This is a genomic window from Microbispora sp. NBC_01389, assembly GCF_045040095.1.
In the GTDB taxonomy this organism is placed as follows: Bacteria; Actinomycetota; Actinomycetes; order Streptosporangiales; family Streptosporangiaceae; genus Microbispora.
The window spans coordinates 2,138,885-2,163,886 of sequence record NZ_CP109552.1 but is presented as its reverse complement, the minus strand read 5'-3'; the positions used below and the strand labels follow the sequence as shown (position 1 = coordinate 2,163,886).

Annotated in this window: 25 protein-coding genes, 1 tRNA gene and 1 riboswitch; of the genes, 15 read left to right on the top strand and 11 right to left on the bottom strand. The window is 72.5% G+C overall.

Going from position 1 to position 25,002, the window contains the following annotated elements:
- Positions 1-65 precede the first annotated feature (65 nt).
- Positions 66-1,211 carry a sensor histidine kinase gene (locus tag OG344_RS09680; protein ID WP_405087928.1) on the bottom strand — a complete coding sequence of 382 codons (1,146 nt, stop codon included), beginning with the start codon at positions 1,209-1,211 and terminating at the stop codon, positions 66-68.
- The gene (locus tag OG344_RS09675; RefSeq protein ID WP_327048892.1) at positions 1,208-1,909 is read right to left on the bottom strand and encodes a response regulator transcription factor; all 702 of its coding nucleotides are present in this window, start codon (positions 1,907-1,909) and stop codon (positions 1,208-1,210) included. Before OG344_RS09675 ends, OG344_RS09680 begins: the two co-directional genes overlap by 4 nt.
- Positions 1,910-2,157: 248 nt before the next feature.
- On the opposite strand from OG344_RS09675, the gene OG344_RS09670 reads away from it, so the two are divergent.
- The 3 genes from OG344_RS09670 to OG344_RS09660 all read left to right on the top strand — a co-directional run bounded on the left by OG344_RS09670 (position 2,158) and on the right by OG344_RS09660 (position 3,364).
- Positions 2,158-2,325: a hypothetical protein gene (locus OG344_RS09670; protein WP_327048891.1), complete on the top strand. Its 168-nt coding sequence runs from the start codon at positions 2,158-2,160 to the stop codon at positions 2,323-2,325.
- Between the two features lies 1 nt (position 2,326).
- A complete protein-coding gene (locus OG344_RS09665) occupies positions 2,327-2,608 on the top strand; it encodes a DUF6412 domain-containing protein (RefSeq protein ID WP_327048890.1) in 282 nt (93 codons plus the stop codon).
- A gap of 93 nt (positions 2,609-2,701) precedes the next feature.
- A complete protein-coding gene (locus OG344_RS09660) occupies positions 2,702-3,364 on the top strand; it encodes a YidC/Oxa1 family membrane protein insertase (protein ID WP_405087927.1) in 663 nt (220 codons plus the stop codon).
- 91 nt (positions 3,365-3,455) lie between these two features.
- Here OG344_RS09660 and OG344_RS09655 read toward each other — a convergent pair whose 3' ends face one another.
- Positions 3,456-3,908: an ATP-binding protein gene (locus tag OG344_RS09655; RefSeq protein ID WP_327048888.1), complete on the bottom strand. Its 453-nt coding sequence runs from the start codon at positions 3,906-3,908 to the stop codon at positions 3,456-3,458.
- 189 nt (positions 3,909-4,097) lie between these two features.
- Entirely contained in the window at positions 4,098-4,613 is a 516-nt protein-coding gene (locus OG344_RS09650) for an RNA-guided endonuclease InsQ/TnpB family protein (RefSeq protein WP_405087926.1), read from the bottom strand.
- 136 nt (positions 4,614-4,749) lie between these two features.
- Here OG344_RS09650 and OG344_RS09645 point away from each other — a divergent pair, with 136 nt between their 5' ends.
- The 6 genes from OG344_RS09645 (at position 4,750) to OG344_RS09620 (ending at position 10,197) form a co-directional block, all read left to right on the top strand.
- Positions 4,750-5,310: a methylated-DNA--[protein]-cysteine S-methyltransferase gene (locus OG344_RS09645; RefSeq protein WP_327048887.1), complete on the top strand. Its 561-nt coding sequence runs from the start codon at positions 4,750-4,752 to the stop codon at positions 5,308-5,310.
- Positions 5,311-5,484: 174 nt separating this feature from the next.
- On the top strand, positions 5,485-5,646 hold the full coding sequence (locus tag OG344_RS09640) for a hypothetical protein (RefSeq protein WP_327048886.1): 162 nt from the start codon (positions 5,485-5,487) through the stop codon (positions 5,644-5,646).
- 67 nt (positions 5,647-5,713) lie between these two features.
- Positions 5,714-6,715, top strand: coding sequence for an MvdC/MvdD family ATP grasp protein (locus tag OG344_RS09635; RefSeq protein WP_405087925.1), 1,002 nt, complete (start codon positions 5,714-5,716; stop codon positions 6,713-6,715).
- Positions 6,712-7,725: a TIGR04500 family putative peptide maturation system protein gene (locus OG344_RS09630; protein WP_405087924.1), complete on the top strand. Its 1,014-nt coding sequence runs from the start codon at positions 6,712-6,714 to the stop codon at positions 7,723-7,725. Before OG344_RS09635 ends, OG344_RS09630 begins: the two co-directional genes overlap by 4 nt.
- A 19-nt stretch (positions 7,726-7,744) precedes the next feature.
- Positions 7,745-8,065 (top strand): hypothetical protein, encoded by a 321-nt coding sequence (locus tag OG344_RS09625; protein WP_405087923.1) that lies wholly within the window; start codon positions 7,745-7,747, stop codon positions 8,063-8,065.
- On the top strand, positions 8,062-10,197 hold the full coding sequence (locus OG344_RS09620; RefSeq protein WP_327048882.1) for a peptidase domain-containing ABC transporter: 2,136 nt from the start codon (positions 8,062-8,064) through the stop codon (positions 10,195-10,197). The genes OG344_RS09625 and OG344_RS09620 overlap by 4 nt, the downstream gene beginning before the upstream one ends.
- A 3-nt stretch (positions 10,198-10,200) precedes the next feature.
- On the opposite strand, the gene OG344_RS09615 is transcribed toward OG344_RS09620, so the two are convergent.
- The 5 genes from OG344_RS09615 to OG344_RS09595 form a co-directional block, all read right to left on the bottom strand.
- The gene (locus OG344_RS09615) at positions 10,201-13,563 is read right to left on the bottom strand and encodes a BTAD domain-containing putative transcriptional regulator (RefSeq protein ID WP_405087922.1); all 3,363 of its coding nucleotides are present in this window, start codon (positions 13,561-13,563) and stop codon (positions 10,201-10,203) included.
- A 101-nt stretch (positions 13,564-13,664) separates the two neighbouring features.
- Positions 13,665-15,005 carry a purine-cytosine permease family protein gene (locus OG344_RS09610; RefSeq protein WP_405087921.1) on the bottom strand — a complete coding sequence of 447 codons (1,341 nt, stop codon included), beginning with the start codon at positions 15,003-15,005 and terminating at the stop codon, positions 13,665-13,667.
- Positions 14,996-15,112, bottom strand: a riboswitch (TPP riboswitch). It overlaps the preceding gene by 10 nt.
- A gap of 38 nt (positions 15,113-15,150) precedes the next feature.
- Entirely contained in the window at positions 15,151-15,474 is a 324-nt protein-coding gene (locus OG344_RS09605; protein ID WP_405087920.1) for a rhodanese-like domain-containing protein, read from the bottom strand.
- Between the two features lie 119 nt (positions 15,475-15,593).
- The gene (locus OG344_RS09600; RefSeq protein WP_405087919.1) at positions 15,594-16,472 is read right to left on the bottom strand and encodes an Fpg/Nei family DNA glycosylase; all 879 of its coding nucleotides are present in this window, start codon (positions 16,470-16,472) and stop codon (positions 15,594-15,596) included.
- Positions 16,473-16,494: 22 nt separating this feature from the next.
- The gene (locus OG344_RS09595; protein ID WP_405087918.1) at positions 16,495-17,100 is read right to left on the bottom strand and encodes a TenA family protein; all 606 of its coding nucleotides are present in this window, start codon (positions 17,098-17,100) and stop codon (positions 16,495-16,497) included.
- 43 nt (positions 17,101-17,143) lie between these two features.
- Here OG344_RS09595 and OG344_RS09590 point away from each other — a divergent pair, with 43 nt between their 5' ends.
- The gene (locus tag OG344_RS09590) at positions 17,144-17,791 is read left to right on the top strand and encodes a GPP34 family phosphoprotein (protein ID WP_405087917.1); all 648 of its coding nucleotides are present in this window, start codon (positions 17,144-17,146) and stop codon (positions 17,789-17,791) included.
- Between the two features lie 67 nt (positions 17,792-17,858).
- On the opposite strand, the gene OG344_RS09585 is transcribed toward OG344_RS09590, so the two are convergent.
- Positions 17,859-19,184 (bottom strand): LCP family protein, encoded by a 1,326-nt coding sequence (locus tag OG344_RS09585; protein WP_405087916.1) that lies wholly within the window; start codon positions 19,182-19,184, stop codon positions 17,859-17,861.
- 256 nt (positions 19,185-19,440) lie between these two features.
- Between OG344_RS09585 and OG344_RS09580 the strand changes: the two genes are divergently transcribed.
- Together OG344_RS09580 and OG344_RS09575 are read left to right on the top strand one after the other, a co-directional pair.
- Positions 19,441-20,886, top strand: a complete 1,446-nt coding sequence (locus OG344_RS09580) for a hemolysin family protein (protein ID WP_405087915.1) — start codon at positions 19,441-19,443, stop codon at positions 20,884-20,886.
- Complete coding sequence (locus OG344_RS09575; protein WP_327048873.1) at positions 20,883-21,887, top strand: hemolysin family protein; 1,005 nt, start codon at positions 20,883-20,885, stop codon at positions 21,885-21,887. Before OG344_RS09580 ends, OG344_RS09575 begins: the two co-directional genes overlap by 4 nt.
- 361 nt (positions 21,888-22,248) lie before the next feature.
- Here OG344_RS09575 and OG344_RS09570 read toward each other — a convergent pair.
- Positions 22,249-22,331 (bottom strand) — tRNA-Leu (locus OG344_RS09570).
- A gap of 158 nt (positions 22,332-22,489) precedes the next feature.
- Here OG344_RS09570 and OG344_RS09565 point away from each other — a divergent pair.
- From OG344_RS09565 to OG344_RS09555, 3 genes are read left to right on the top strand one after another with little or no spacing between them, the layout of a single operon-like run.
- Positions 22,490-23,230, top strand: coding sequence for an FhaA domain-containing protein (locus OG344_RS09565; protein ID WP_405087914.1), 741 nt, complete (start codon positions 22,490-22,492; stop codon positions 23,228-23,230).
- A 16-nt stretch (positions 23,231-23,246) separates the two neighbouring features.
- Positions 23,247-23,711 (top strand): FHA domain-containing protein, encoded by a 465-nt coding sequence (locus OG344_RS09560; RefSeq protein WP_327048871.1) that lies wholly within the window; start codon positions 23,247-23,249, stop codon positions 23,709-23,711.
- On the top strand, positions 23,708-24,988 hold the full coding sequence (locus OG344_RS09555) for a Stp1/IreP family PP2C-type Ser/Thr phosphatase (protein ID WP_327048870.1): 1,281 nt from the start codon (positions 23,708-23,710) through the stop codon (positions 24,986-24,988). The genes OG344_RS09560 and OG344_RS09555 overlap by 4 nt, the downstream gene beginning before the upstream one ends.
- Positions 24,989-25,002 lie beyond the last annotated feature (14 nt).

Below are 25,002 nucleotides of genomic sequence, written 5' to 3'. Positions count from 1 at the left end.
GCCCTCCGGGCCGACGCTCGTCCAGGGCAGCGCTCACCCGGGCCGGCGCTCGTCCAGGGCAGCGCTCACCCGGGCCGGCGCTCGTCCGGGGCAGCGGGCGCCAGCGGAAGCGTGATCGTGAATCGGCAGCCGGGGCCCTCGTTGACCACGCCGATCCCTCCGTCGTGGGCCTCCACGATGCCGCGGGCGATCGCGAGGCCGAGCCCGGCGCCGCCGTCGGGGCCGGGCGTACGCGCGGCCTCGCCGCGGAACGCCACGTCGAAGACCCGGGGGAGATCCTCCTCCGGGATGCCGCCGCAGCCGTCGAGCACCGACAGCCGGGCCGCCGTCCCGTCCGCCGCCGCGCGCACGAGGACCGTCCCCCCGGCGGGCGTGTGCCGGATCGCGTTCACGACCAGGTTGCGTACGGCCCGGCCGAGGTGCCCGGCGTCGGCGTACACGGGGACGTGCGGGTCGGCCTCGCCGGACAGGCGCACCCCTTCGGCGCGGGCCAGCGGCTCGACGGCGGCCAGCGTGTCCGCCACGAGGTCGCCGAGCCCGGTGCGGGCGAGCGACAGCCGCAGCGAACCGGCGTGGATCCGCGACAGCTCGAAGAGGTCCTCCACCATCCCGGTGAGCCGGTCGACCTCCACCCTGATCTGGACGTGGTAGCGCTTGACCGTCTCGGGGTCGTCGGCCACCCCGTCCTCCAGCGCCTCGACCATCGCCCGCATCCCGGCGAGGGGCGTGCGCAGGTCGTGGCTGACCCAGGCGACGAGCTCGCGCCGCGCGCTCTCCAGCGCCCGCTCCCGCTCGCGGCCCAGCCGCAGCCGCTCGTACGCCTGCTCCAGAGCGGCGCCGATGGTCCGCAGCTCGGCCGGGAGCGGGGTGGGCGGCGGGGTGAAGCGGCCCGACGGCGGCACGTTCTCCACCGCGGTCACCAGGCTCCTGCTGGCGCGCACCACCGTGCGCGCGTTCACCAGCGCCACGCCGAGCCCGACGAGGCCGCCGATGGCCACGACGGTGAGCACGATGTTCTTCGGCCGCCCTTCGATGACCATGGCGAGCGTGATGGCGACCACCCCGGCCAGCGTCGCCGCGACCGTGACGGCCGCCACCACCGCGAGCATCACGCCGATCGACCGCCGGCGCAGCACCCGCAGCAGCGCCAGGCCCAGGGCCGCGATGACCAGGCCGAGGCCGGCGGCGACCGCGACGATCTGGACGATCACGGCAGCGGCTCGTAGCGGTAACCGACGCCCCAGACGGTGACGATCCGCCGTGGGTCGGTCGGGTCCGGCTCGATCTTCTCCCGCAGCCGCCGCACGTGGACCGTCACGGTCGAGGAGTCGCCGAAGGACCAGCCCCACACCTGGTCGAGCAGCGCCGCCCGGCTGAACGCCTGGCGCGGGTTGCGCAGCAGGTAGACGAGCAGGTCGAACTCGCGGGCGGTCAGGGTGATCTCCTGCCCGCCGAGGCGCACCTCGTGGGCGCCGACGTCCACCACCAGGTCGCCGTCCCGCAGGACGCCGGTTCCCGTCGGCACCAGGGCGCCCCGGGCCCGCCGCAGCACGGACTGGACGCGCAGGGCGAGCTCGCGCGGGCTGAACGGCTTGGTCACGTAGTCGTCCGCGCCGGTCTCCAGGCCGACCACCCGGTCCATCTCCTCGCCCAGGGCGGTCAGCATGATCACCGGAACCGGCCAGCGCTCCCGTAGCTTCCGGCAGACCTGGAGACCGTCGATCTTGGGCAGCATCAGGTCGAGCACGAGCAGGTCGGGCGGGTCGGCCAGGGCCCGCCGCAACGCCTCGGCGCCGTCGCCCACGCACTCGACCTCGTGACCGTCCCGCTCCAGGTAGCGGGCGACCACCTCGGCGACGGTCGGGTCGTCATCGACCACCAGGACGCGGGCGGCGGGGTTCGCGGACATCGGACTCCTCGGGGAGGGCACGCATCCACGGTAGAGCCGCGGGACGTCCGCGCCGAGTCCTGTCACCGCCCCGTAAGAACAACCCGCCGGGGTCCGCGGGCGCCGAGGGCTTCCAGGGCGAGTTCGCGCAGGCCGGTGGAAAACGGCGCCGATCACGATGATTCACGTGAAACCTCGGCGGCAGCGGGTAGTGCGACCCAGTTTGGATCAAGCTCGCGCTTGTCGGTCCCACCGCGTAGCGTGTGGCTATGGCCCGTACCGTACTGACCGTTCTGGGGATCCTGCTGGCCCTGTGGCTGGTGTTCGCCTTCATCATCCCCGCGCTGTTCGCGACGCTGAAGTTCCTGCTCATCATCGGGATCATCGCCGTCGTCGCCGTGCTCGCGGTCACCGTCGTGGGGAAGCTGTCCCGCTGACGTGAACGCTCTCCAGGCCGCCGTCACCTCACTCGTCTGGCTGCTCGCCGAACTGGCCGGCGGCTCCGGGGTGCCCTCGGTGACGGCCTTCGCCGGTGTGGCCGGGGTGGCCGTGCTGGTGTTCGCCTGGATGCTCTCCCGGCTGACCGGGGCCCCCGCCGTCGTGCGGGGCCCGGGCAGACGCTCGTACGACGGTGAGACGGCGATGGTCAGGCTGCGCGATCCCGGCGCGCCCGGCCGCCCCCGCCCCCGCGCACCATCAGGAAGCCCCGCGCTCGTCTGACCACCGATCCGGTCGCGAGCGCTTTTCGTCATGCCCCGGACACGGTCATGCCCGCACCCGGTCATGCCCCGAACCCAGACGAAAGGCTTCCCCATGTTCGACTTCGTGCTCGACCCCGCCTACCGGCTCATCGACGCCCTCAGCCACGTCACCGGCGCAGGGCTCGCGATCGTCCTCGTCACCCTCGCCGTACGGCTGTCGCTCCTGCCGCTGAGCATCCGCGTCGCCCGCGCCCAGCGGGTCCGCCTCCGGCTCGCTCCCCAGGTGGAGAAGCTCCGCAAGCGGTGGCAGAAGGACCCGGAGCGGCTCATGCGGGAGGTGAACGCGCTGTACGCGGCCGAGGGCACCAGCCAGTTCGCCGGATTCCTCCCGGGTTTCGCGCAGACGCCGTTCTTCATGGTCACCTACCGGCTGTTCACCACCGCGACGATCGCGGGCCACCCGAACCTGCTGCTCGCGCAGGGCCTGCTGGGGGTGCCGCTGGGGGAGCACCTCGGGGCGGTGGTCGCCGGCGCGGGCCTGTTCAGCCCGCCCGTCGTGGTCTTCGCCGTGCTGCTCGCGCTGCTCACGGCCGTGGCCGTGATCGCCGCCCGCCGGGTCGAGCCCACGGCTCCGATGCGGCGACTGCAGGTCCTGCTGCCGTTCTGGACCGTCCTCGCGGCGGCCTTCCTGCCCCTCGCGGCGGGCGTCTACCTTCTCGTGAGCACCGCCTGGGCGACCACCGAGCGCGCGGTGCTCCACCCCCGGCCCGCCTGACCCTCCGGGGGGCTCTGGGTGGACCCGGGCGAGCCGAAGAGCACAGCGCGAAGAAGACGGCGGTGGCAGGCGGCGAACCGGTGGAGGGCGCTCAGCCGACCTCGCGCAGAATGCGGGTTTCGGACAGACCCTGATGTCCGTTACGGTCCGGGGTCGCGACCAGGACGACGGCCCACACGGTGGTGATCTCCGCCTCGTGCCGGACCCCCCAGCGCTCGGCGAGATACTCCACGATGCCCAGCCCCCGGCCGCCCAGCGACGACAGCGTGGGACGGCCCGCCCGCGGCTCGGTGTAGGCGCCGCCGTCGCTCACCGCCACCTCGACCTGCCTGTCGGAGCAGTACCAGGCCACCCTGAGCTGTCCGGACGGGAGAGGGTGGGCGTGCCGCAGGGCGTTGCTGAGCAGTTCGCTCAAGATGAGCACCACGTCGTCGACGGCGGTCGCGAGCAGCCCCGCCCCCTGTAGTTCGGCGCTGAGGCGCTGACGTGCGACGGCGACGCTCGACGGTGCGTACGGCAGCATCACGACGCTCGACGCACTCACCTCCCCGATTCCCCGTTTCCCCTTGTACAGCGTTTCCCCTTGTACAGCGTTTCCCCTTGCACAGCCCAGTACGACCGAAATGCCCCGTCACATCAGCCGGGAAACCGTGCCCCGGATCACAGCTTGTGCACATTGGACATTGAACTCCTCCCCGGCCTGAAGGCCGGAGATTCTCCCGTCGTGTCGCGGTCAGGCGGCGTGCGGGGGTTGACGCTTCGCGGACCGGGCAGTCCCGAGGTCTCCACGTCCTGACACCGCAGTTCCTGCGGCGTTGCGTATGTTGATCGCGGCGTTGGTGTCGGCATGCCCGGCCCACCCGCACGCGGGATTGACACAGTCGTACCTGATCTTGTCCCGGGCCGCCGGGTCACGGTGGCCGCACCGGTGGCAGGTCTGCGACGTGCCCGCGGCGGGAACCTTCACCACCAGCCCGCCGCGATCACGGGTTTTGTACTCCAGCAGGGTGACCGTGCGGCCCCACGCCTGCCCGGTGATGGCGCGGTTCAGCCCGGCCTTCTGCCGCACGTTCCGGCCGGGGCGCTCGATCGTGCCCGTGGCGGAGCGGACCATGTTCGTGATCGTCAGGTCTTCCACCACGACCACGCCGAAGGTGCGCGCGAGTTCGGTGGTGGAGCGGGCACTTCTGGGTGCGGCTGCCCCCTTGCCGCAAGCATGGGCAACACACCGCTCACGGTCCTCAAGCACACCATCTCCCTGGACGTGAACCCGCTCTCCTCGCCCTGGTCAGCCGGGTGCGCCCGGCCGGCCCAGCGCGTTTTCGAGCGGCTCACGAGCGCTCCGATACGCTGCCTCCACGCGATGAACAGAAAGTTGGGCGCCCATGTCCACCGAGGACCTCGAAGCCCTGCTCCGCGTGACCACGCCGGGCTACGTCGGCCTGGCCCCGCCCGAGGTGGCGTTCGGCACCATGGACACGCAGGTCGGCCGCCTGGTCCTCGCGGTGACCGCGCGCGGCGTGCTGGCCTGCGCCTACGAGGACGAGCACGCGGTCTTCGCCCGGGTGACCCGCGCCGTCGGCTCGTTCATCGGGCCCGACCCGCGCCGCCTCGATCCGCTGCGCCGCGAGCTCGACGCGTACTTCGCCGGCAGGCTGCGCACCTTCTCGCTCTCCGTGGACCCGCGCCTGGTCACCGGCTTCTCCCGCACCGTGATCCAGCTGATGCCCGGCGTGCCGTACGGAGGCGTGACCACCTACCAGGAGATGGCCGAGCGGATCGGGCGGCCACAGGCGCCGCGCGCGGTGGCGAACGCGCTGGCCGGCAACCCGCTCTGCCTGCTCCTGCCCTGCCATCGGGCCGTGGAGGGCCCGGACTCGCTCGGCGGGTACGCCGGCGGCAAGGCGGCGAAGGAACACCTGCTCCGCCTGGAAGGCGCCCTCTGACCACCCGGACTCCGACCGGTGCCATCAGGGCTTTTAGAAGATCACAAGTAAATCTTTAGGCGCGCTCGGCAGGCTGCTTCCGCGTCGGCACACCGGACTTGTCCCGCCGCGGCTCTCCGGCCGTGGGCGGGTTCTCCGGCATGCCGCCGTTCCGAATGAAAGGTGGTGAAAAGCATGTCTGTTCGCATCGACGACCTCAACGGGGACGCCGAGCTGCCGGAGGACTTCCTGGACGACATCGTCGGCGGGTTGCCGCCGCTGCAGGGCCCCGAATGCGCCTGGGTGTCCTCCTCCCTCGGAGGCGGGCGCGGCGACCCGATGGACGTCCGCATCTGACGGTCGAACCAGCACGGAGGCGTGACCGGGCGCCCGGTCACGCCGCCCCCTCGACGGGAAAAGTACGTTGATCTTGATTCTCAGCGCCGCGGACGACGCGTCGGTCGAGATGGTCGTCCCGCATCTGCGTGAACGCGGGGCGGACTTCCTGTGGTGGGATCCGGGCGACTACCCGGCCGAGAGCCGGATCACCTCCCGGCTCACGGGCGAGGGCTGGCGCCACAGCCTGCGGACCGGCGGCATGACGTACGACACGTCCCAGTTCAGTGCCGTCTGGAACCGCCGTCCCTCTCCGTCCCGGGCGCCGGACTCGGTGTCCGACGACGACCACCGGCGATACGTCGAGAAAATCGCGCAGATCCTGCTGTACGGCTGGGAGGACACCCTCGACGCCCGGTGGTTCCCCGGCCGGACCATCGACGTCATCCGGCTGCAGAACAAGCTGCTCAACCTCGCCGCCGCGACCCGGCTCGGCTTCGCCACGCCGGAGACGCTCGTCACCAACGACGCCGAGGAGCTGATTCCGTTCTGGGAGGAGGCGGGCGGCGAGCTGATCGCCAAGCAGGTGGAGTACGTCCCGTTCCACATCGGCGGCGAGGAGCACGTCTTCTACACCACGCCGGTCACCCGGCGGCACCTCACCCATCGGGACCGGCTCGGCGCCTCCCCGGTGATCCTCCAGCCGTACGTGGACAAGGCGGTTGAGCTGCGGATCACGGTCGTGGGAGACCGGGTGTTCGCCGCCGAGATCCACTCTCAGGGGTCGCGGACGACCCGGTACGACTACCGCCACTACGAGCGCAGCTTCTCGACGTACGGAATCCATCGGCTGCCCGAGGACGTGGAGCGCCGTTGCCTGGCGCTGACCGCCTCACTCGGCCTGCCGTACGGCTGCATCGACGTGATCCTCACCCCCGACGGTCGATACGTGTACCTGGAGATCAACCCCACCGGACAGTGGGGCTGGATCGAGTCGGCCACCGGCCTGCCCATCTCCGCGGCGATCGCCGACTGGCTCGTCGCCGCCGAACCCGGCCCCCGCCCCACGACCACGATGGAAAGCGAATGACCGTTCCTACCGAGGAGACCTCCTTCTCCGGCGTCCTGGCCGGGGCCGTGGAGCTGCTGCGGAGCCTGCCGCGTACGCGTGACGGCGTGGCGGCGGCCCGGCGCGCGGCCGAGCGCTGGCGGGCGGACCACCCGGACGTGCGGGCCCAGCTCGTGACCGACGTACGGCCCGGCAGCCCCGTGGTGGACTACGACCTGGTGCTCGGCCATCCGGGCGGCGGAACCGTGGCGCTGACCGCCCCGGCCGACGACGGCGTCCCCTGGACGGTGGACCACTCCACCCACTGGGCCTCGGGCAGGGTGCTTACCGTCGACGGCCGGGAGCTGCTGGTCCAGAACGTGCTGCTGACGCTGCGCGCCCGGGCCGAGCGGGATCCGTCCGTGCAGGAGGAGCTGGTCGACCACTGCGTCCTGGAGGAGCTGATCGCGCGTGAGCCCGGGCCGACCCGGGAGGAGCTGCAGGAGGCGTCGGACGCCTACCGGCTGCGGCGCGGGCTGCGCACCCGCGAGCGGATGCTGCGCTGGCTCGGCGAGGTCGGGCTCACCCGGGAGGCCTACGACAACCACATCCACGGGCTCGCCCTGAAGCGGCGGGTGCGGGCGCGGCTGGAACGGGAGACCGCGCGGGAGTACCTGGAGCGCCACCCCGAGGAGTTCGACCAAGTCTGGGCGGTATGGGCTACGGGGAGCGCGGAACGGCTGGCGGGCCTCGCCGCGTCGCGGGAACCGTTGGCGGCTCTCGGCGTGGCCGTGCTGTCGCGGGGCGACCTCGGTGTGACGGCCTCGGTCCGGGTCGCCCGCGAACTGCCGGAACCGCTCCGGGACGCCGCGGCCGGCGAGGTCGTGGGACCGGCGTCGTACGGCGCCGGGCACCTGTTCGGGGTCGTACGCGAACGGCGGCCGGCGGACGTCGACGACCCGGCGACGCTGGCCGCGGCGGGACGGGCGGGCTTCGCCGCGTTCATGGCGGCGCGCCGCGCGGCGGCCGAGATCACCTGGCACTGGCTCTGAGCGGCTCAAGGCAACGCCGATGACCGAGTCGTGCCCGGCGCCCGGGCCGGATCCCGACCGCACCCGGCCCAGGTCCCCGCGGCCCTCCGCCGGGACCTGGGAGAATCCCGGGGCGGACCGGCCGCCGAGCCCTCCGCACGAGCCGGGCCTCCCCGCCCCCGGACAGGAGCGCGGCGTCTTCCGGGAGGAGGCGCTGCGGCGGCACGCCCTACGCGGCCGGGAGCCGAGCGTGCCGATCGCGCTCCGGGGGCCGTCCTTCTTGCTGTTGTGGATCACGGTGGCCGTGCTGGCGGTCGCGGGAACGGTCGTGTCGGTGCTGGTGTCGGAGGCGGCCCGGTGAGGCGTGTCCCGGTGGTGCTGCAGAACACGCCCACCGAGTGCGGCACCGCGTGCCTGGCCATGGTGTTGTCGCATCACGGCCACCGCGTCACGCTGACCGAGCTGTCGGAACACCTCGGTGTCGGCCGTGACGGGCTGAGCGCCCGCGCGCTCCTGCAGGGCGCCCGTGAGCATGGTCTGAAGGCGCGAGGGTTCTCGCTCGATCCCGATGACCTGGCCCGGGTGCCGCTTCCGGCCGTCGCGCACTGGGAGTTCAACCACTTCGTGGTGGTCGAGCGGTGGTCGGTCGACCGGGTGGACATCGTCGATCCCGGGCAGGGGCGGCGACGGCTGACCCAGGTGGAGTTCTCCGCCGCCTTCACCGGGGTGCTGCTGGCCTTCGAGCCGGGGGAGGGGTTCCGGCGCGGGTCGTCGTCGCTGGCGAGCGCGTGGCGGCGGGAGTTCGTGCGCACGTTGCTGCGGCGGCGGCGCGGCCTGCTCGTGCAGGTCATCGCGGCCTCGCTGCTGCTGCAGCTGCTCGGGCTGGCCATGCCGCTGCTGACCGAGCTGCTGCTCGACACGGTCATCCCGCGCGGCGCCTCCGGCCTGCTGCCCCTGCTCGGCGTGGGCGTGCTGCTCGCGGGGGCCGCCCAGCTCGTCCTGGCCTACCTGCGCGCGGCTCTGCTGGTGGCGGTTCGCGCCCGCGCCGACCGGGAGCTCACCGAGGGGGTGGTCGCCCACCTCGTGGCCCTGCCGTACCGCTACTTCACCCGGCGCGGCACCGGCGACCTGGTGACCCGGGCGACCAGCGTCACGACGCTGCGCGAACTGCTCACCGGCCAGATCGTCACCGCGCTCCTGGACGGGCCGCTCGCCGTCGGCTACCTGGCGCTGGTCTACCTGCGCGATCCCGTCTTCGGCGTGGCGCTGACCGGCGTGGTCGCGCTGCAGTCGGCGCTGCTCGCGGCCACGTCCCGCCGCGTGCACCGGCTGGCACAGCAGGAGCTCGCGGCGCTGTCAGCCTCGCAGAGCAGCCTCATCCAGACGATCAGCGGGATCGAGACGCTCAAGGCGTCGGGCGCGGAACACAGGGCGATGGAGCAGTGGTCGTCCCACTTCTCCCGCCAACTCGACGCGGACGTGCGCAGCGGGCTCACCCACGGCCTGCTGGAGGCCGCGCTGTCCGCGATCCGCGTGATCACACCGCTCGGGCTGCTGTGGCTCGGCGCCTGGCGGGTGCTGGACGGGCGGCTCAGCACGGGCGCCCTGATCGCGCTCAACGCCGTCGCGCTGGCCGCGCTCACCCCGCTCGCCTCGCTGATGACCAGCCTGCAGAGCCTCCAGCAGGCGGGCGCGCACTTCGACCGGCTGACCGACATCCTCGCCTCCGCACCCGAGCCGAGCCAGGGCATCGAGGTGCTGCGCCTGCGCGGCGAGATCGAGCTACGGAACGTCGGCTTCCGGCACGACCCGCGCGGCCCGTGGACCGTGCGGGGCGTGTCGGTGGCGATCCGCCCGGGGCAGAAGGTCGCCCTGGTGGGAGCATCCGGCTCGGGCAAGAGCACGCTGGCCCGGCTCCTGCTGGCGCTGCACATCCCGGTCGAGGGCGAGATCCGCTACGACGGCGTCCCCGCCGCCGAGCTGAACCTGAGCACGCTGCGCCGCCAGTTCGGGGTGGTCACCCAGGATGTGGCCCTGTTCAACGGCTCCATCCGGGACAACATCGCGCTCAACCACCCCGACGCGCCGCTGGAGCGGATCACGCAGGCCGCCGCGCTGGCGGCTCTGCACGACGAGATCACGGCCATGCGCATGGGATACGAGACCATGCTGACCGACGGCGGCGGGCTGTCCGGCGGCCAGCGGCAGCGCCTGGCCCTGGCCCGCGCCGTGCTGGCCCGGCCCAAGGTGCTGCTGCTGGACGAGGCCACCAGCAACCTCGACAGCGCCACCGAGGCCGCCGTCGAGGCCAACCTGGCCTGGCTCCCCCAGACCCGGATCGTCATCGCCCACCGGCTGAGCACGGTCAGGGACGCCGACCTCATCCTCGTCCTCGACTCCGGACGTATCGTGCAACGCGGCACCCACGACCAGCTGATGGCCCAGGGCGGCGCGTACGCCGCGCTCGTCGCGGCCGACCTGCGCCGGCGATAGCCCTCAGCGGGCCCGGTGTGATCGACCGGCCGCGGTGACGGCGCGGTCCCTCCACAGAGTGAGACCCGCCCCGCCGGCCAGCCGCGCGAGCCTGGCGTGGTGCCGCGCCGCGGCGGCGTCGTCCCCCATGGCCGAGGCGAGCATCGCCAGGAACCAGTCCACCGGCCCCAGGAAGGCGATGGCGGCTCCGACGGAGATCCGTCCCTTGTAGGGCAGCAGGGCGGAGTACGTGGCCGCACAGGCATGCGCGTCGCCGACCGCCGCCTGCGCGGCGCCCTGGAGACAGGTGAAGGTCAGCCACGACCAGTCGCGCGGCGCCTGCCGCCAGCCGTCGGCGGCCAGGTCGCACGCCTCTTTCCGCTCGCCCTGTGCTTCAGTTCCACTCTGTGCTTCCGTTCCACCCTGGCCGCACCGCAGGAGCACGCGAAGCGCCTGGTCCCCGCAGGGGTTGGCGCCGGCGACCGCGTCGATCAGGGGCTCCGCCTCGCCAACCGTCCCCCTGCCGTAGGCGAGGAGGATGCGGCCCAGGGACACGACGGATCCCGCGTACCACATGCCGATGCGTTCGGCCTGCCGGTCGAGGTCGGCGTAGAGGGCCTCCGCGTCGTCGTACCGTCCGCAGAGCGTGAGCCGCCCCGCCCGCCACATCGTGTGCTGGAAGCGCGGCCAGGGCAGCGGCATGCGGGCCAGCATGGCGTCGCACCGGGCGGCCGCCTCGTCCGCTCCCGCGACGTCGAACACCTCCATGCGACGGTAGGTCCACATCATCTGCGCGAGCAGCTCGAACTCCGGCGTCCTGGTCTTCCGGCTCAGGTCTTCCAGTTCCCCGGCGATCTCCCGTGCCTCCTCGCTGTAGATCACGCTGGGGATCGACAGGTATCGGGCGTTCAACGCACGCATCAGCAGATGCGGGTCGCCGAGACCACGGGCCATCTCGACCGCCTGCGCGGAGTGGACGTGGCAGCGCGCGTCGTCCGACCCGTCGTACAACTCCTGGGCCATTCCGCCGAGCAGCCGCGCCCGCTCGGGGGCGGCGGCCTCGGGCATGGCGTCCAACGCGCGCTCGAACCGGCGCACGAGCTGAAGTTCGACCTCCTCGTACGGATTGCGCAGGTTCCAGATCGAGGGCGCGTCCAGCACGGTGAGCGCCCGGGCGAGCAGGACGGGCCCGTCGGGACCCGCCCCCCGGTCGGCCACCCGTATCGCCCGCGCCCGCACGCTTCTGGCAGCCAGGGCGTCGCCGGCGTCGAGCAGGGCGCGGGCCTGCCGCAGCAGCAGCTCGACGTGGTCGGCCGGATCGCCGGCCGCGGCCCCGTGCGCCTCGACCGCACGGCCCCACCAGGTGGCCGCCTCCTCGTAGGCCAGGCGGAGACCCGACTGCTCCGCCATCGCGGCGGCCCAGCGCGCCGCCTCCGCGTACGCCGCGGGCCCGGCCTGGACCGCGTGATGGGCGATGACGGCCACGTCGGCACCGGGCCGGTCGACGAGAGCGTCCATCACCTGCCGGTGGATGACGGCCCTGCGCAGCGGCGGGATCTCCCGCAGGAGGGTCTCCCGCACCAGGTCGTGGGCGAAGCCCATCCGGTGCCCGACGGCGACGACCAGACCGGCCCGCACGGCCTGGTCCAGCAGGTCGTACACGGGCGCCGCCCGCGCCTCGCCCACGATGCCGGGATCGAACTCCCCGCCGATCACCGCGGCGATCCCGAGCACCTCGGCGACCCGCGGGTCCAGCGCCGCCAGCCGCTGGTGGATCAGGCCGGCGACCGCGTCGGGAACCGTCTCCAGCGGGCGGCCCTGCGCCAGCAGCCGGGCCGTCTCACGTACGAAGAACGGGTTGCCGCCGGTGCGCCGGGCCAGCAGGTGAGCGGTCCGCTCGTCGACCTCCGCGCCCACGGTCACGGCGATGGCCCGGATGGCCGGGGTTTCGAGGCCCGCGAGCCGGATGCGGAGCAGGTTGTATCGGGCGAATCCGCCGAGCACGTCGTCGAGCGGATCGGCCTGGGCGGTGTCCCGGAACGCGGTCACCAGCGTGAGCGGGACCTGCTCCGCCGACTCGCCGGCGAGCGCCGTCACATCGCGCAGCAGTCCCAGGGTCGCCGGGTCGGCCCACTGGAGGTCGTCCAGAATGATCATAACCGGCCGGTCCCGCGCGGCGGCGCAGAGCCAGTCGGCGACGGCCTGATGACGCCGCTGACGCGCCCGCTGTGCCGATTCCTGTGCCGATCCCTGCGCCGGCCTCTGCGGGACCTCCTCGTCGAGGAGCCCGGCCAGCGCCTCGGGGTCGGGAGCCGGATGGACGCGCTCCAGCGACCTCAGGACCCGGATCCACGGCCGCAGCGGCAGTGCGCTTCCGAGATCGTGACAGCTCCCCCAGAGGGTCAGGTGTCCCCTCTCCGCGCACCGGTCCCTGAACTCCTTCAGCAGCCAGGTCTTGCCGATGCCCGGTTCCCCGGTCACCGTGATCGTGCTCATCCCGCCGCCGAGCGTCGACTCCATCTCCGCGAGCTGCCGGTCGCGCCCGTGCGGCGAGTGCGCCTTCCCGGAGTCCGGCCGAGCGGGCGTGAGCACGGCGGGCTCACCGGGAACGGTGCCCGACCGTACGGTGAGAGCGGTGAGAGACGGAGCCTGCCGCAGGATGTCCTGCTCCAGCGCCCGCAACCGCGGGCCCGGATCGAGCCCGAGCTGATCGGCGATGAGGGTCCTGGCGCGCCGCAGCGTCGCCAGCGCGTCCGCCTGGCGGCCGGCCCTGTAGTGCGCGAGGGCCAGCAGCCACCACAGCCGCTCTCGTAGCGGATGCTCCGCGGTCTCGGCCTCCACGTCCTGGATCACCGCCTCGGGCCGGCCCAGGTCGAGCTGTGTCTGTGCGCGGCGCTCGACGGCGACCAGGCGCAGCTCCTGGAGGCGGTTCACCTCCGTGACTGCCCACAGCTCGCCCGCGAAATCGGCGTACGGCAGGCCGCGCCAGAGCCCCAGCGCCTCGTCGAGCAGCGCGAGCGCCCGTGCGGGCGGCCTGCCTTCCGCGTCGGCGACGAGCCCGCCGAACCGCAGGGCGTCGACGTCCGAGGTGGCGAGCAGATAGCCGGGGCGTTTCGCGACGAGGAGCCGGGGAGGGGTGCGCGGCGCCCGCTGCGGTTCGAGGACACGACGCAGGTTCGACACGTAGACGTGGATCGACTCGAGTGCGGTCGCCGGCGGCGTGCCGTTATAGAGATCCTCGATCAACGTGTCCGTGGAGACGACCGCGCCCGCGGCGAGCACCAGCCGGGCCAGGACAGCCCGCGGCCGCGGGCCTCCGACGCCGACCGGCACCTCGCCGTCCCGGACTTCGAAAGGACCCAGAACCCCGAATTCCACTGCCCCCACGGCCTCTCTGATGGTGGAGGCCGGCGCGGGCCTTCCGTGGGCGGCAGTTTAGAGGCGTCGTCCTGCACCTCACTTGCACGTAAGTGCGAAGCCGACCGGGTCTACCGGGGCGACGACCGCAGGCGGCGGGCCGGGAGGGACAGCGCCGCCGTCGCCAGCGCGGCGACGAGGAACGCGGCGAGCGCGGCGTTCATCCACGGCTGGTGGACGAACCCGACAGCGCCGCGGACGTCGGCCCAGAGGCCGTCCCACCAGGCCACGGTCGGGGTGACCGCCACGATCCAGTACGCCGCGAACCCGAGGACCCACGGCGCGACCATGAGCCACCGCGAGGGGGCGTCCTCGGCCGTGTTCCACCGGGAGGCTCCGCCGAGCAGGAAGTAGTCGACCACGAGGACCGCGAACATCGGCACGAAGACCGCCCCGATCACGGTGAGGAACGCGCCGTAGGAGTTCACGTCGGCCAGCAGCGCGATCAGCGTGGTGAGGACGCCGATCACGATCGAGATCACCCGGCGGTCCCAGCGCGGCGCGAGGTTCTGGATGGACACGGTCGTCGAGTAGACGTTCGCGAACGACTGGTCGGCCTCGCGCAGCACCAGGACGCCGAAGAACAGGACCCCGAGCGGGGCGGCCACGAACGGGTCCCACACCTTGTCGGGGTCGTTGCCGACCAGCGCGAGCGCGGCGATGCCGAGGGCCAGGCAGGCGACCTGGGCGATCGTGTAACCGGCCACCACCCCGGTGAACGCCGCGCCGCTCGACCGCGAGTGCCGGGCGTAGTCGGCGGCCATCGGCACCCACGACACCGACAGCGCGATCACGTAGTCGACGGCCGGGGCGAAGGCGTCCCAGGAGCCGCCGCCCACGGAGGGCCCGCGCGCGAAGAGGGCGACCGACAGCCAGATCATCGCGACCACGACGCCCGCGGTGACGTAGCGGCGCAGCAGGCGCAGCGCGCCGAGCGGCCGGATCGTCAGCGCGATCGTCAGCGCCCCGGCCGCGACCGCCCACACCGCGTACGGCACCGCCGTCCCCGTGAGCGCCTGCGCGCCCTGCGCGATCACCCACAGCTCGAACGCGCCCCAGCCGAGCATCTGCACGATGTTCAGCACGGTCGGGACGTACGACAGGCGGGCCCCGAACAGGCCGCGCAGCAGCACCATCGCGGGCCGCCCGGTCCGCGCGCCGGGGATCGCCGCGAGGCCGACCATCGTGGTGCCGACGAGGCTGCCGATCACGGCGGCCAGCACCGCGGCGGTGAACGTCAGGGGCCTGCCGCCCAGGGGGTCGAGCAGGAACAGCGCCCCCGAGAAGCCGAGGAGGCTGACGCCGAGATTGGCCCAGAACGCCCCCTGGTCGAGCAGTCCGAGGGTCTTCGGGACATCCTCGTCCAGGGTGAGCGGAACCTCCGCATGCACGTCGTCGACGACGGCGGCCATCACACGCTCCCTACGCCGGCATTATCCGGACAGGTTCATGCGGTCGGCGGAACGAGTTCGATCCGCCCTCTCAGCCCGGTCACGCCCGAGCTCCCGCGGGTATTGTTGATGTCTTTGGGATTATGACACTACTTTGACCGTTTTCCTACGCGACGTAGGGGTCTCCTCCGAGCTCGCTCACCATCGGACGCCCGGCGGCGGCCCAGGACCGCATGCCGCCGTCCACGTTGACGGCCTCCCGGCCGATGTGGTTGAGCCACATGGCGGCGTGCGCCGACCTCCCGCCGACTCGGCAGACGACGTAGACCGGCCGGTCCGGCGGCAGCTCGTCCACCCGCGCCTGCAGCTCGCCGAGCGGGATGTGCACGGCGCCCGGGGCGTGTCCCGCCCGCCACTCCTCGTTCTCGCGGACGTCCAGCAGGTACGCGCCCTCGGGCAGGGCGTCGGGGGCGATTTCCGGCAATGTCATGCGCCCATTCTGGCGGCACACCACCGATGCGCGGGCCCGTGCCGGGAGCTGTGACCCACGGTGATCCACGGACGCTCACAGGCGGAGCGGCGCCACGAGGGCCGGAGCTCCTCGCGGACCTACTTCAGCAGACGCGACAGCCGCCGGTCGGCCAGCTGTTTGCCGCCCGTCTGGCAGGCCGGGCAGTACTGCAGCGACGAGTCGGCGAACGCCACCTCCCGGATCGTGTCGCCGCACACCTCGCAGGGCTCACCGGTGCGGCCGTGCACGCGCAGGCCCGACTTCTTCTCCGACTTGAGGTCCTTGGCCGCCAGGCCGCGCGCCCGCTCGGCCGCGTCCCGGAGGGTGCTCACGATCGCGTCGTGCAGGTCGGCGATCTGGCCGTCGGTCAGCGTCCCGGCGACCTTGAACGGGGACATCCGCGCGACGTGCAGCACCTCGTCGGAGTAGGCGTTGCCGATCCCGGCGATCACCTTCTGGTCGCGCAGCAGGCCCTTGATCTGGGCCCGGCTCCCGCCCACGATCGTCTTGAGCAGGTCGGGCGTGAAGTCCTCGGCGAGCGGGTCGGGCCCGAGCGCGGCCACCCCGGGGACGTCTCGGGGATCCCGCACCACATAGACGGCGAGGCGCTTCTGCGTGCCCGCCTCGGTCAGCTCGAACCCGGGGGCGCGGCCGTCCTCGCCGGGCGACAGCCGTACGCGGACCGCGAGCGGGCCCTTCCCGGGCCGCACCGGCCGCGCGCCCGTGAGGTCGTCGCGCCAGCGCAGCCAGCCGCCGCGCGCCAGGTGCGTGACGAGGTGCAGGCCGTCGCAGTCGAGGTCGAGGAACTTGCCGTGCCTGGCCACGGCGGTGATCGGCAGTCCGCCGAGCGAGGTGACGGGCGGGTCGACGGTCTTGAGCGCCTGGAAGGCGGTCACGTCGACCCCGATGATCGCGTGGCCGAGGGCGTGCTCGCGGAGGAACCCGGCGAGCGCCTCGACCTCGGGCAGCTCCGGCATGTCCCCACAGTAACCGCAGCCGTCAGGGCACGTCCCAGAACGCGAGCTCGTGCTCCATGCCGCGGACGAACAGCTCCCGGGCGCGCGCCGGGTCCGGGGCCGCCTCGTCGATCATCTCGCCGATCCGGGCGGCGAGCGCGGCGAAGCCGGGGTCGGCATAGGTGTCCACCCACGCCCGGTAGCGCGGCTCGGCGGGCGGGTCCGCCGCGAGCAGCCGCCCGAGCGTCGAGTAGCCCCACATGCAGGGGTAGAGCGCCGCCAGCCCCTCGCCGTAGCAGGCCGCCGTCTCCAGCAGGAAGGACGTGTACGCCGCGCAGGCCGGGCCCTTCACCGCGCCGTCGAGGTCGGCGCCGAAGCCCGCGGCGAGCGACCGGTGCAGGTCGAGCTCCTCGTGCCAGGTCGCGTGCGCCAGGTCGACCAGGTCGCCGAGATGGCCGTCCGGCGCCTGCCAGGCCAGCCGGGAGAACACCCTGACGTAGTCGAGCAGGAACAGGTGGTCCTGCTCCAGCCACGACCGGAAGACCGGCTCGGGCAGGTCTCCCGCCGCGATGCCGCGTACGGTCGGGTGAGCGAGCTGGGCGTCGAGCATCGGCCGTCCGATGGCATGCAGGTCCGCTGATATCCCCATAAGTTCTCATTCTCGCGGTAAGGGACGAGTTAGGCTCGATGCCGTGACACTGACGATCGCCGAGGAAGTGCTGCTGCTGGCTTACCGGGAGGACACCGGAAAGCCGGTCATCGGATCCGTGGAGCTCGACGCCGCCCTGGCGGGAGCCGTGGTCGCCGAACTCGCCGTGAGCCGGCGCGTCGATTTCGACGACAAGAAGCTCGTGGTCACGGACGACGCGCCGCTGGGGGACGAGGAGCTGGACCAGGCGCTGGCCCGGATCTCCGGCGAGTCCCGGCGGCACAAGGCCGACTGGTGGGTGGGCAGGCTCCGCATGGGCGGGCTGCGCAAGCGGCTGCTGACCCGTCTCGCCGTACGCGGCGTGCTGAGCGAGCAGACCGGAAAGATCCTCGGGATCTTCCCCACCACCCGCTATCCGGAGCTCGACCCGAGCCATGAGCGGGCGGTGCGGGACCGCGTCCGGAACGTGCTGGCCGGGGCCCGGCCAGACGAACGGACGGCGGCGCTGATCGCGGTCGTCCACGCGGCGAAACTCGACCGCGAGGCGTTCCCGGACGCGCCCAAGGGCCGCGTCAAGGAGATCGCCCAGGGCGAGTGGGCCGGCGAGGCCGTACAGAAGACGATCGCGTCCGTGCACGCGGCCGTCATCGCGGCCACGACCGCGGCGACCACCGCCGCGACCATCACCTGACCCTCCGCTCGTCCCCCGCGCCGGGAACGGCACGGGGACGGCGAGGGACGGCACGGGGACGCGGGGGTCACTTCGTGATGACGTCCTTGGGGACCTGCTTGTCGGCGGCGAGCGCCTCGAACAGGCGCAGCGCCTTCTGCGTGTCCCACTTCACGACGGCCTGACCGCCGATGGTCGGCAGCGAGCCGATCGGCACGGCCGTCGTGACGGGCCCGCCGCGCATGGCGAGGCCCACCGACAGCAGGTCGAACAGGCCGGTGCCGGGGTCGACGGCGACCGAGTCGGCCGCGCTCAGCGCCAGCGGCACCGAGGTGAAGGGGTTGAGCAGCGTGCCGGGGCTCGCCGCCTTCTGGACCACGGCGGAGAAGAACTCCCGCTGCCGCTGGGTGCGGTCGAAGTCGGGGATCGCGCCGGTCTTCCTGGTGCGCACGTAGCCGAGAGCGGTGCCGCCGTCCATGTCCTGGCAGCCCTTCTTGAGGTTGATCCCGGCCTTGTGGTCGTCGATGTTCTGCTTGACGCAGATGTTGACCCCGCCGATCGCGTCGACGATGCCGACGAACCCGCCGAAGCCGATCTCCATGTAGTGGTCGATCCGGATGCCGGTCACCCGCTCGACCGTCTTGGTCAGCAGCTTCGGCCCGCCGTAGGCGTAGGCCGCGTTCAGCTTGCCACTGCCGTGCCCCTCGATGGGGACGTACGAGTCGCGGGGCAGGCTGACCAGCGTCGGCCGGCCGTCGGAGGGGATGTGGAGCAGCATCATCGTGTCGGTGCGCTTGCCGACCGCCTTGCCGGTGGCCAGCTTCCTGCGCTGCGCGGCCGTGAGGCCCGCCCGGCTGTCGGAGCCGACCAGCAGCCAGTCCTCACCCGGCGTCTCGGCGGCCCGCTTGTCGTAGTCGGTCATCGCCTCGACCGAGTGCAGCCGGGCGCTGATCATGAAATATCCGGCGACGGCGGCGACGAGCAGGAGCACGACCAGCACCACGACGATCCGGACGACGGTCCTGCCGGTCACCCGGGGACCGCGCCTGCCGCCGGACCCGCCGGGCCCGCCGCCACGCCCGCCGCCGAACCCGCCGAAGCCGCTTCCGGACCCGCCGCCGCGCGCGGTGGCCTCCCGGCTGTCCGGCCCGCCGCCGTCCCGGTGCGGGGCGTCCTCCGGGCCCCCGGGCGTCCGCCCGCTCCCCTCGATCGGGCGGACCGGCGCGCTGCCCGAGCGCGGCTTGCCGTACACCTTGGAGCGGACGCGGGGGACCGTGTCGTCCCTGCCGGATCCCTTCCCGGGCGCTCCGCCCGGCCCCTCGGCCCTGTCCTCTGACCTGGGCGCCCCGAGGGGGGCAGCCTGGGGCTCCGCCGGGCGGCGGATCGCCCGGGTCGCCTCGTTCTCGTCGGCCACGTGAAATCCCCAGCCCCTCAGCGTCCTGACCACCGCTTTGACCTCACCGGCGGAAGTCTTTGCCGATGGGCCCCCTCCTTCACGGTACTCAGGCGGCTTCTAAGCAGCCAGTAAACGCCGCCGGGAAACACAGGAGAGATTCCAGCCGTTACGGTGGTAGACGACCACGCGAAAGGATCGACGTGTCCGTTCCGGACCCCTGGAGTACCGGCCCGTGCCTCGGCACGGGCTCCCATGATCATACGATGGGCGCCCGATGAGCGCCGCCCTCGGTCTACTTGCCGTTCTCGTCCTGACCCTCGCCACCGGCTTCTTCGTCGCGCAGGAGTTCGCCTACGTCGCCGCCGACCGCGGCGCGCTGCGTGAGCAGGCGGCGGCGGGCGACGACGCCGCCCGCCGTGCCCTCGACGTCACCGGACGGCTGTCGTTCATGCTCTCCGGCGCGCAGCTGGGGATCACTGTCACCACCCTGCTGGTGGGCTTCATCGCCCAGCCCGCGATAGCGGGCGTGCTGCGCGGCCCCCTGGAGGCGGCCGGACTGCCCGGCGCGGCCGTGCCCGGCGTCTCCGTGGCGCTCGGCATCGTGATCGCCACCGTCGTCCAGATGATCATCGGCGAGCTCGCCCCCAAGAACCTCGGCATCGCGCGGCCCGAGGAGGTCGCCAAGGCCCTCGTCCGCCCGACGGAGATCTACCTGGCGGTCGCCGGGCCGGTCATCCGCCTGTTCGACACGGCGGCGGCCAGGCTGGTCCGCCTGTTCGGCATCGAGCCGGTGGAGGAGCTCGAACACGGCGCGACCCCCGAGGAGCTGTCGCGCATCGTGTCGGAGTCCGCCGCCGCCGGAGAGCTGCCACCCCGGCTGGCCGAGACGCTGGAGCGGGCGCTGGAGTTCGGCGACCGCACCGCGGAGGACGTCATGGTCCCCCGCCCGCGCGTCGTCTCGCTGCGCGCCGAGTGGCCGGTGTCCGACCTGCTCGACGCCCTGCGCGCCCAGGGTCACTCCCGTTACCCCGTGCTCGGCACCGACGCCGACGACGTCGTCGGCGTGACCGGGCTGACCGAGTATCTGAAGGCCGGCTCCCCGGCCGACGGGCTCGTCGGCGGCATCACCCGCGCGCCGGTCCTCGTCCCCGCGACGCTGCCGCTGCCCGAGCTGCTGCGCCGGCTGACCTCCGCCGGCGAGACGTTCGCCTGTGTGATCGACGAGTACGGCGGGCTCGCCGGCGTGGTCACCCTGGAGGACCTCGCCGAGGAGCTGGTCGGCGAACTGGTGGACGAGAACGACCCCGAGCCCCTCGGCGTCGTACGGCGCGGCGATCACGTCTGGGACGTGCCGGGCACGCTCCGCCTCGACGAGGTCGAGCGCGCCACCCACGTCCGGCTGCCCGAGAGCGAGGACTACGAGACCGTCGGCGGGCTCGTCCTCGCCGCCCTCGGCCGCATGGCGGAACCGGGCGACGAGGTCGTCTCCCCTCTCGTGCCCGAGCCGCACCTCTTCGAGGACGACGAGGAGGACAGGCGGCACGCCGTACTCACGGTCCAGAGCGTGCGCCGGCGGATCCCCGAGTGGATCCGGCTGTCGGCGGAGATGGGGGAGCGGCGGGAGGCCGAGGACGCCCACGCGGCGGCCCGTGAGCCCTCCGGCGGCGTCTACTACGCCCCCGAGCTGTTCTCCGCGTTGTTCCAGGGCAGGCCCGCATGAGCGCGCTGACCGGAGTCCTGCTCGGAATCTTCCTGCTCGCCGCCAACGGCGTCTTCGTGGCGGCCGAGTTCGCCCTGGTGTCCGCCCGCAGGCACCGCCTGGAGGAGATCGCCGCGGGCGGCGGCCGGCTGGCCAAGATCACGGCTCGGGCGGCGGTGCGCGGCGGGCGCGAGCTGTCGCTCATGCTCGCCGGGGCGCAGCTCGGCATCACGCTGAGCTCCCTGGGCCTCGGCATGGTCGCGGAGCCCTCCATCGAGCATCTGCTGGAGCCGGTCCTCGCGCTGCTGCCGGAGTCGCTGCGCACCCCGGCAGCGTACGTCGTGGCGCTCGCCCTGGTGACGTTCCTGCACATGGTCGTGGGCGAGATGGCGCCCAAGTCGCTCGCGCTCACCCACCCCGAGCGCGCCGCGATGGGGCTGGCGCTGCCGTTCCGCGGCTTCGCCTGGATCGTCCGCCCGGTCCTGGCCACCCTGAACGGGCTGACCAACGGCATCCTGCGGCTGCTCGGCGTGCACGCGCGCGACGAGCTCGCCACCACCCGCACGCCCGGCCAGCTCGCCATGCTGGTCGCCGAGTCGGGCCGGATGGGCATGCTCGACCGCGACGAACACGACCTGCTCACCCGCGCGCTGCGGGTCCACTCCCAGCCGGTGGAGCGCCTCATGGTGCCCGTGGGCGAGGCGCCGTCGGTGCCCGCCGGTGCGGACGCCCTGCTCGTACGGCGGACGGCGGCGCGCGTCGAAAGCCTGCGCATGCTGGTGGTCACCCCCGACGACGTGGTCGGGGTGTGCCACGTGCGCGACGCGATCGTGCGGCCCGACCACCGGGCCGGCGAACTGGCGACGCCGGTCCCCCGCATGGCGAAGGGCACCACGATCTCCGACGCCGTGACCCTGCTCCAGGAGGCCCACGCCCAGCTCGGGCTGGTCACGGACGCGGGCGGCACGCCCGTCGGTGTGATCGATCTCACCACCCTGCTGGGCGAACTGCTGGTGGCCTGATCCGGCCGGAGCCCGCAAGCGCGCGGAAAGTGGTTTGAAAGCCGGTCTCCGGAGAATGTGCAGTGCGCGATCGCGGGTCCCGATCATCGGGGCCCCCGGCGCGTCACCGACCTGTGGACCGGGGCCCGACACCGTACGGGCCGGAAGGAGATGCCCGACGTGCGCTCACTCCCGACCACGTGGGGCCGCGGCTCGCGCGACACAAAGAGAAAGCCTCGCGGGGAGGAAGCTCTGCTTCCGACCATGCGAGGCTGCCGCTTGTCCGGCCGGGGGTTCCAGGGGGTTGCCCCCCTGGGTGGCACAAAGAGAAAGCCTCGCGGGGAGGAAGCTCTGCTTCCGACCATGCGAGGCTGCTTTCTCGTGGGCAAGGGGGGAGTTGAACCCCCACGTCCTTTCGGACACACGGACCTGAACCGTGCGCGTCTGCCATTCCGCCACTTGCCCTTGCGGTTGGTCCCCATCTCTGGGTGCCTGGAAAGGTTAGCACGTATCCGCCCGTGCTACCGAACCCGGATACGATCCTTCTCAACGACGATGCGACGGAGCTCAGCGAAGCACCGGAGCGGTCGCGACCATAGACGTAAGTGGAAGGGAGGTATCCGATGGGAGTCCTTCAGCGCTTCGAGCGCAGGCTCGAAGGGATGGTTGAAGGGGCCTTCGCGAGGGCGTTCAAGTCCGACCTCCAGCCGGTCGAGGTTGCCAGCGCCGTGCAGAGGGAGATGGACGAGCGCGCCGCGATCGTCGCTCAGGGTCGCACGCTCGTGCCGAACGACTTCGTGGTGGAACTGTCGACGACCGACAGCGAGCGCCTGGAGGTGTACGCCGACAGCATCAGCCACGAGCTCGCCACGCTGGCCCGGGAGTACGCCAAGGAGCAGGGCTACTCGTTCGTCGGGCCGGTGCGGGTGCGCTTCGAGACCGCCGACGACCTCGCGGTCGGGCTGTTCCGCATCCGGTCGGGCGTGATCCGTGGCGCCACGGTCGAGCAGGACGAGATCCGGCAGCCCCCGAGTGACGTGCCCGCCAGCCGGCCCAGCGCGTTCCAGGGCCGGCCCCGGCTGCTGGTCTCGACCCAGGACGACCCTCAGGGGCAGCGCTCGTACGAGCTGACCACCCCGGTGACGTTGCTGGGGCGCGGAACCGATTGTGATCTACGACTGGTGGATCCCGGCGTATCGCGGCATCATGCCGAGCTACGGGTGGAAGGCCCACAGGTCGCGCTCGTGGACCTGGGGTCGACCAACGGCACCTTCGTCAACGGCCAGCCGGTCCGCAGGGTCGAGATGCAGGATGGGACGAGGGTGACCCTCGGCCGCACGACACTGGTGTTCCGGCGCGATTAGAGGTAACAGACGGTCCATGTCCGAGCTAACGCTGCTGCTGATCCGGCTCGCCTTCCTGGCGGTGCTGTGGTTCTTCGTGATCGCCGCGGTCGGCGTCATGCGGACAGACCTGTTCGGTTCGCGCGCGGCTCCCGCACCGCAACGGAAACCGGCCAAGCAACCACGACCGGTGTCCAAGCCCAAGAAGGGCGAACCACGTCAGCTCATCGTCACCGGTGGCCCCCTGCAAGGGACCATCATCAACCTCACGGAGACGCCAATCACCATCGGCCGGGCGAACGACGCCACGCTGGTACTCAGCGACGACTACGCTTCGAGTCGGCACGCCCGGCTCTTTCCGCAGGACGGCCAGTGGATCGTGGAAGACCTCGGTTCCACCAACGGCACGTACCTCGAACGTTCGAAAGTCACCCGCCCGACGCCGGTGCCCCTCGGAGTTCCGATCCGCATCGGCAAGACCGTCATCGAATTGCGCAAATGACCATCGCACTCCGCTACGCCGCTCGCTCGGACGTCGGACTCCTCCGTGAAGGCAACGAGGACTCGGCGTACGCCAGCGGCCGCCTGCTGGCCGTCGCCGACGGCATGGGCGGGCATGCCCACGGCGAGGTGGCCAGCTCGGTCGCCATCGCCGCAATGTCGTCCCTCGACCGGGACGCCGCCATCGGCGGTGATCTGCTCGGCGCCATCGAGGCCGCGGTCCGGGACGCCAACCACCAGCTGCACGCGATGGTGGCCCGGGACCCGAGCCTCAAGGGCATGGGCACCACCCTCACCGCGATGCTCTGGAACGGCCCGCACTTCGCCCTGGTCCATGTGGGCGACTCCCGGGCCTACCTGCTCAGAAACGGCGAGCTGTACCAGATCACGCATGACCACACGCTGGTGCAGTCGCTGGTGGACGACGGGCGGATCACCCAGGAGGAGGCCGCCAACCATCCCCAGCGCTCGATCCTGCTGCGGGCGCTCGACGGCAGCGGCGAGGTCGATCCCGACCTGCAGGACCGGGAGGCCCAGGTGGGCGACCGGTACCTGCTGTGCTCGGACGGCCTGTCCACCGTCGTCAGCGCCGAGACCCTGCATCTCACCCTGACCACCGTCGACGATCCCGAGGACGTCGTCCGGCAGCTCATCGACCTCGCCAACCGGGGCGGCGGCCCGGACAACATCACCTGCGTGGTCGCCGACGTGATCGAGGTGGACGACGTGCAGCCGCCGGCCCTGGCCGCGGCGGTCGTCGGCGCGGCCGGCTCCGGCCGGGGGCGTTCCCCCGCGCCGCCCGACACGCCGGCCGGCCGGGCCGCCACGGTCACCGCGCCGCAGCCCGTGATCACCGACGACGACCTCGGCGACGAGCCCGTACGGGAGATCCAGTCGTCGGGGCGGCGGGCCCGCAAACGCCGCTCGGGCCCGAAGGTCGCCGCCGGCGTGCTGGTCGTCGCCGTCGCGCTCGGGCTCGGCGGCTACTTCGGCTACGAGTGGACCCAGAGCCAGTTCTACATAGGCGCCAGCGGGGACAGGCTCGTCGTCTTCCAGGGCGTCGACGCGGAGGTCGGGCCGGTGTCCCTCAAAAAGGTCGCCTACACCGACGACATCCACGTCTCGGCGCTGCCCGCGGTCCAGCAGGACCAGGTCCGCACCGGCATCCCGGTCGACGACCTTCAGGCCGGGATAACCAGGATCAAGAACTTCGGCGCCTCGGCGACGTCCACGACGGACACCGGGGCGACACCGACCCCCACGAGGTCCGCTAAGTGACTGCTGTCGAAGCC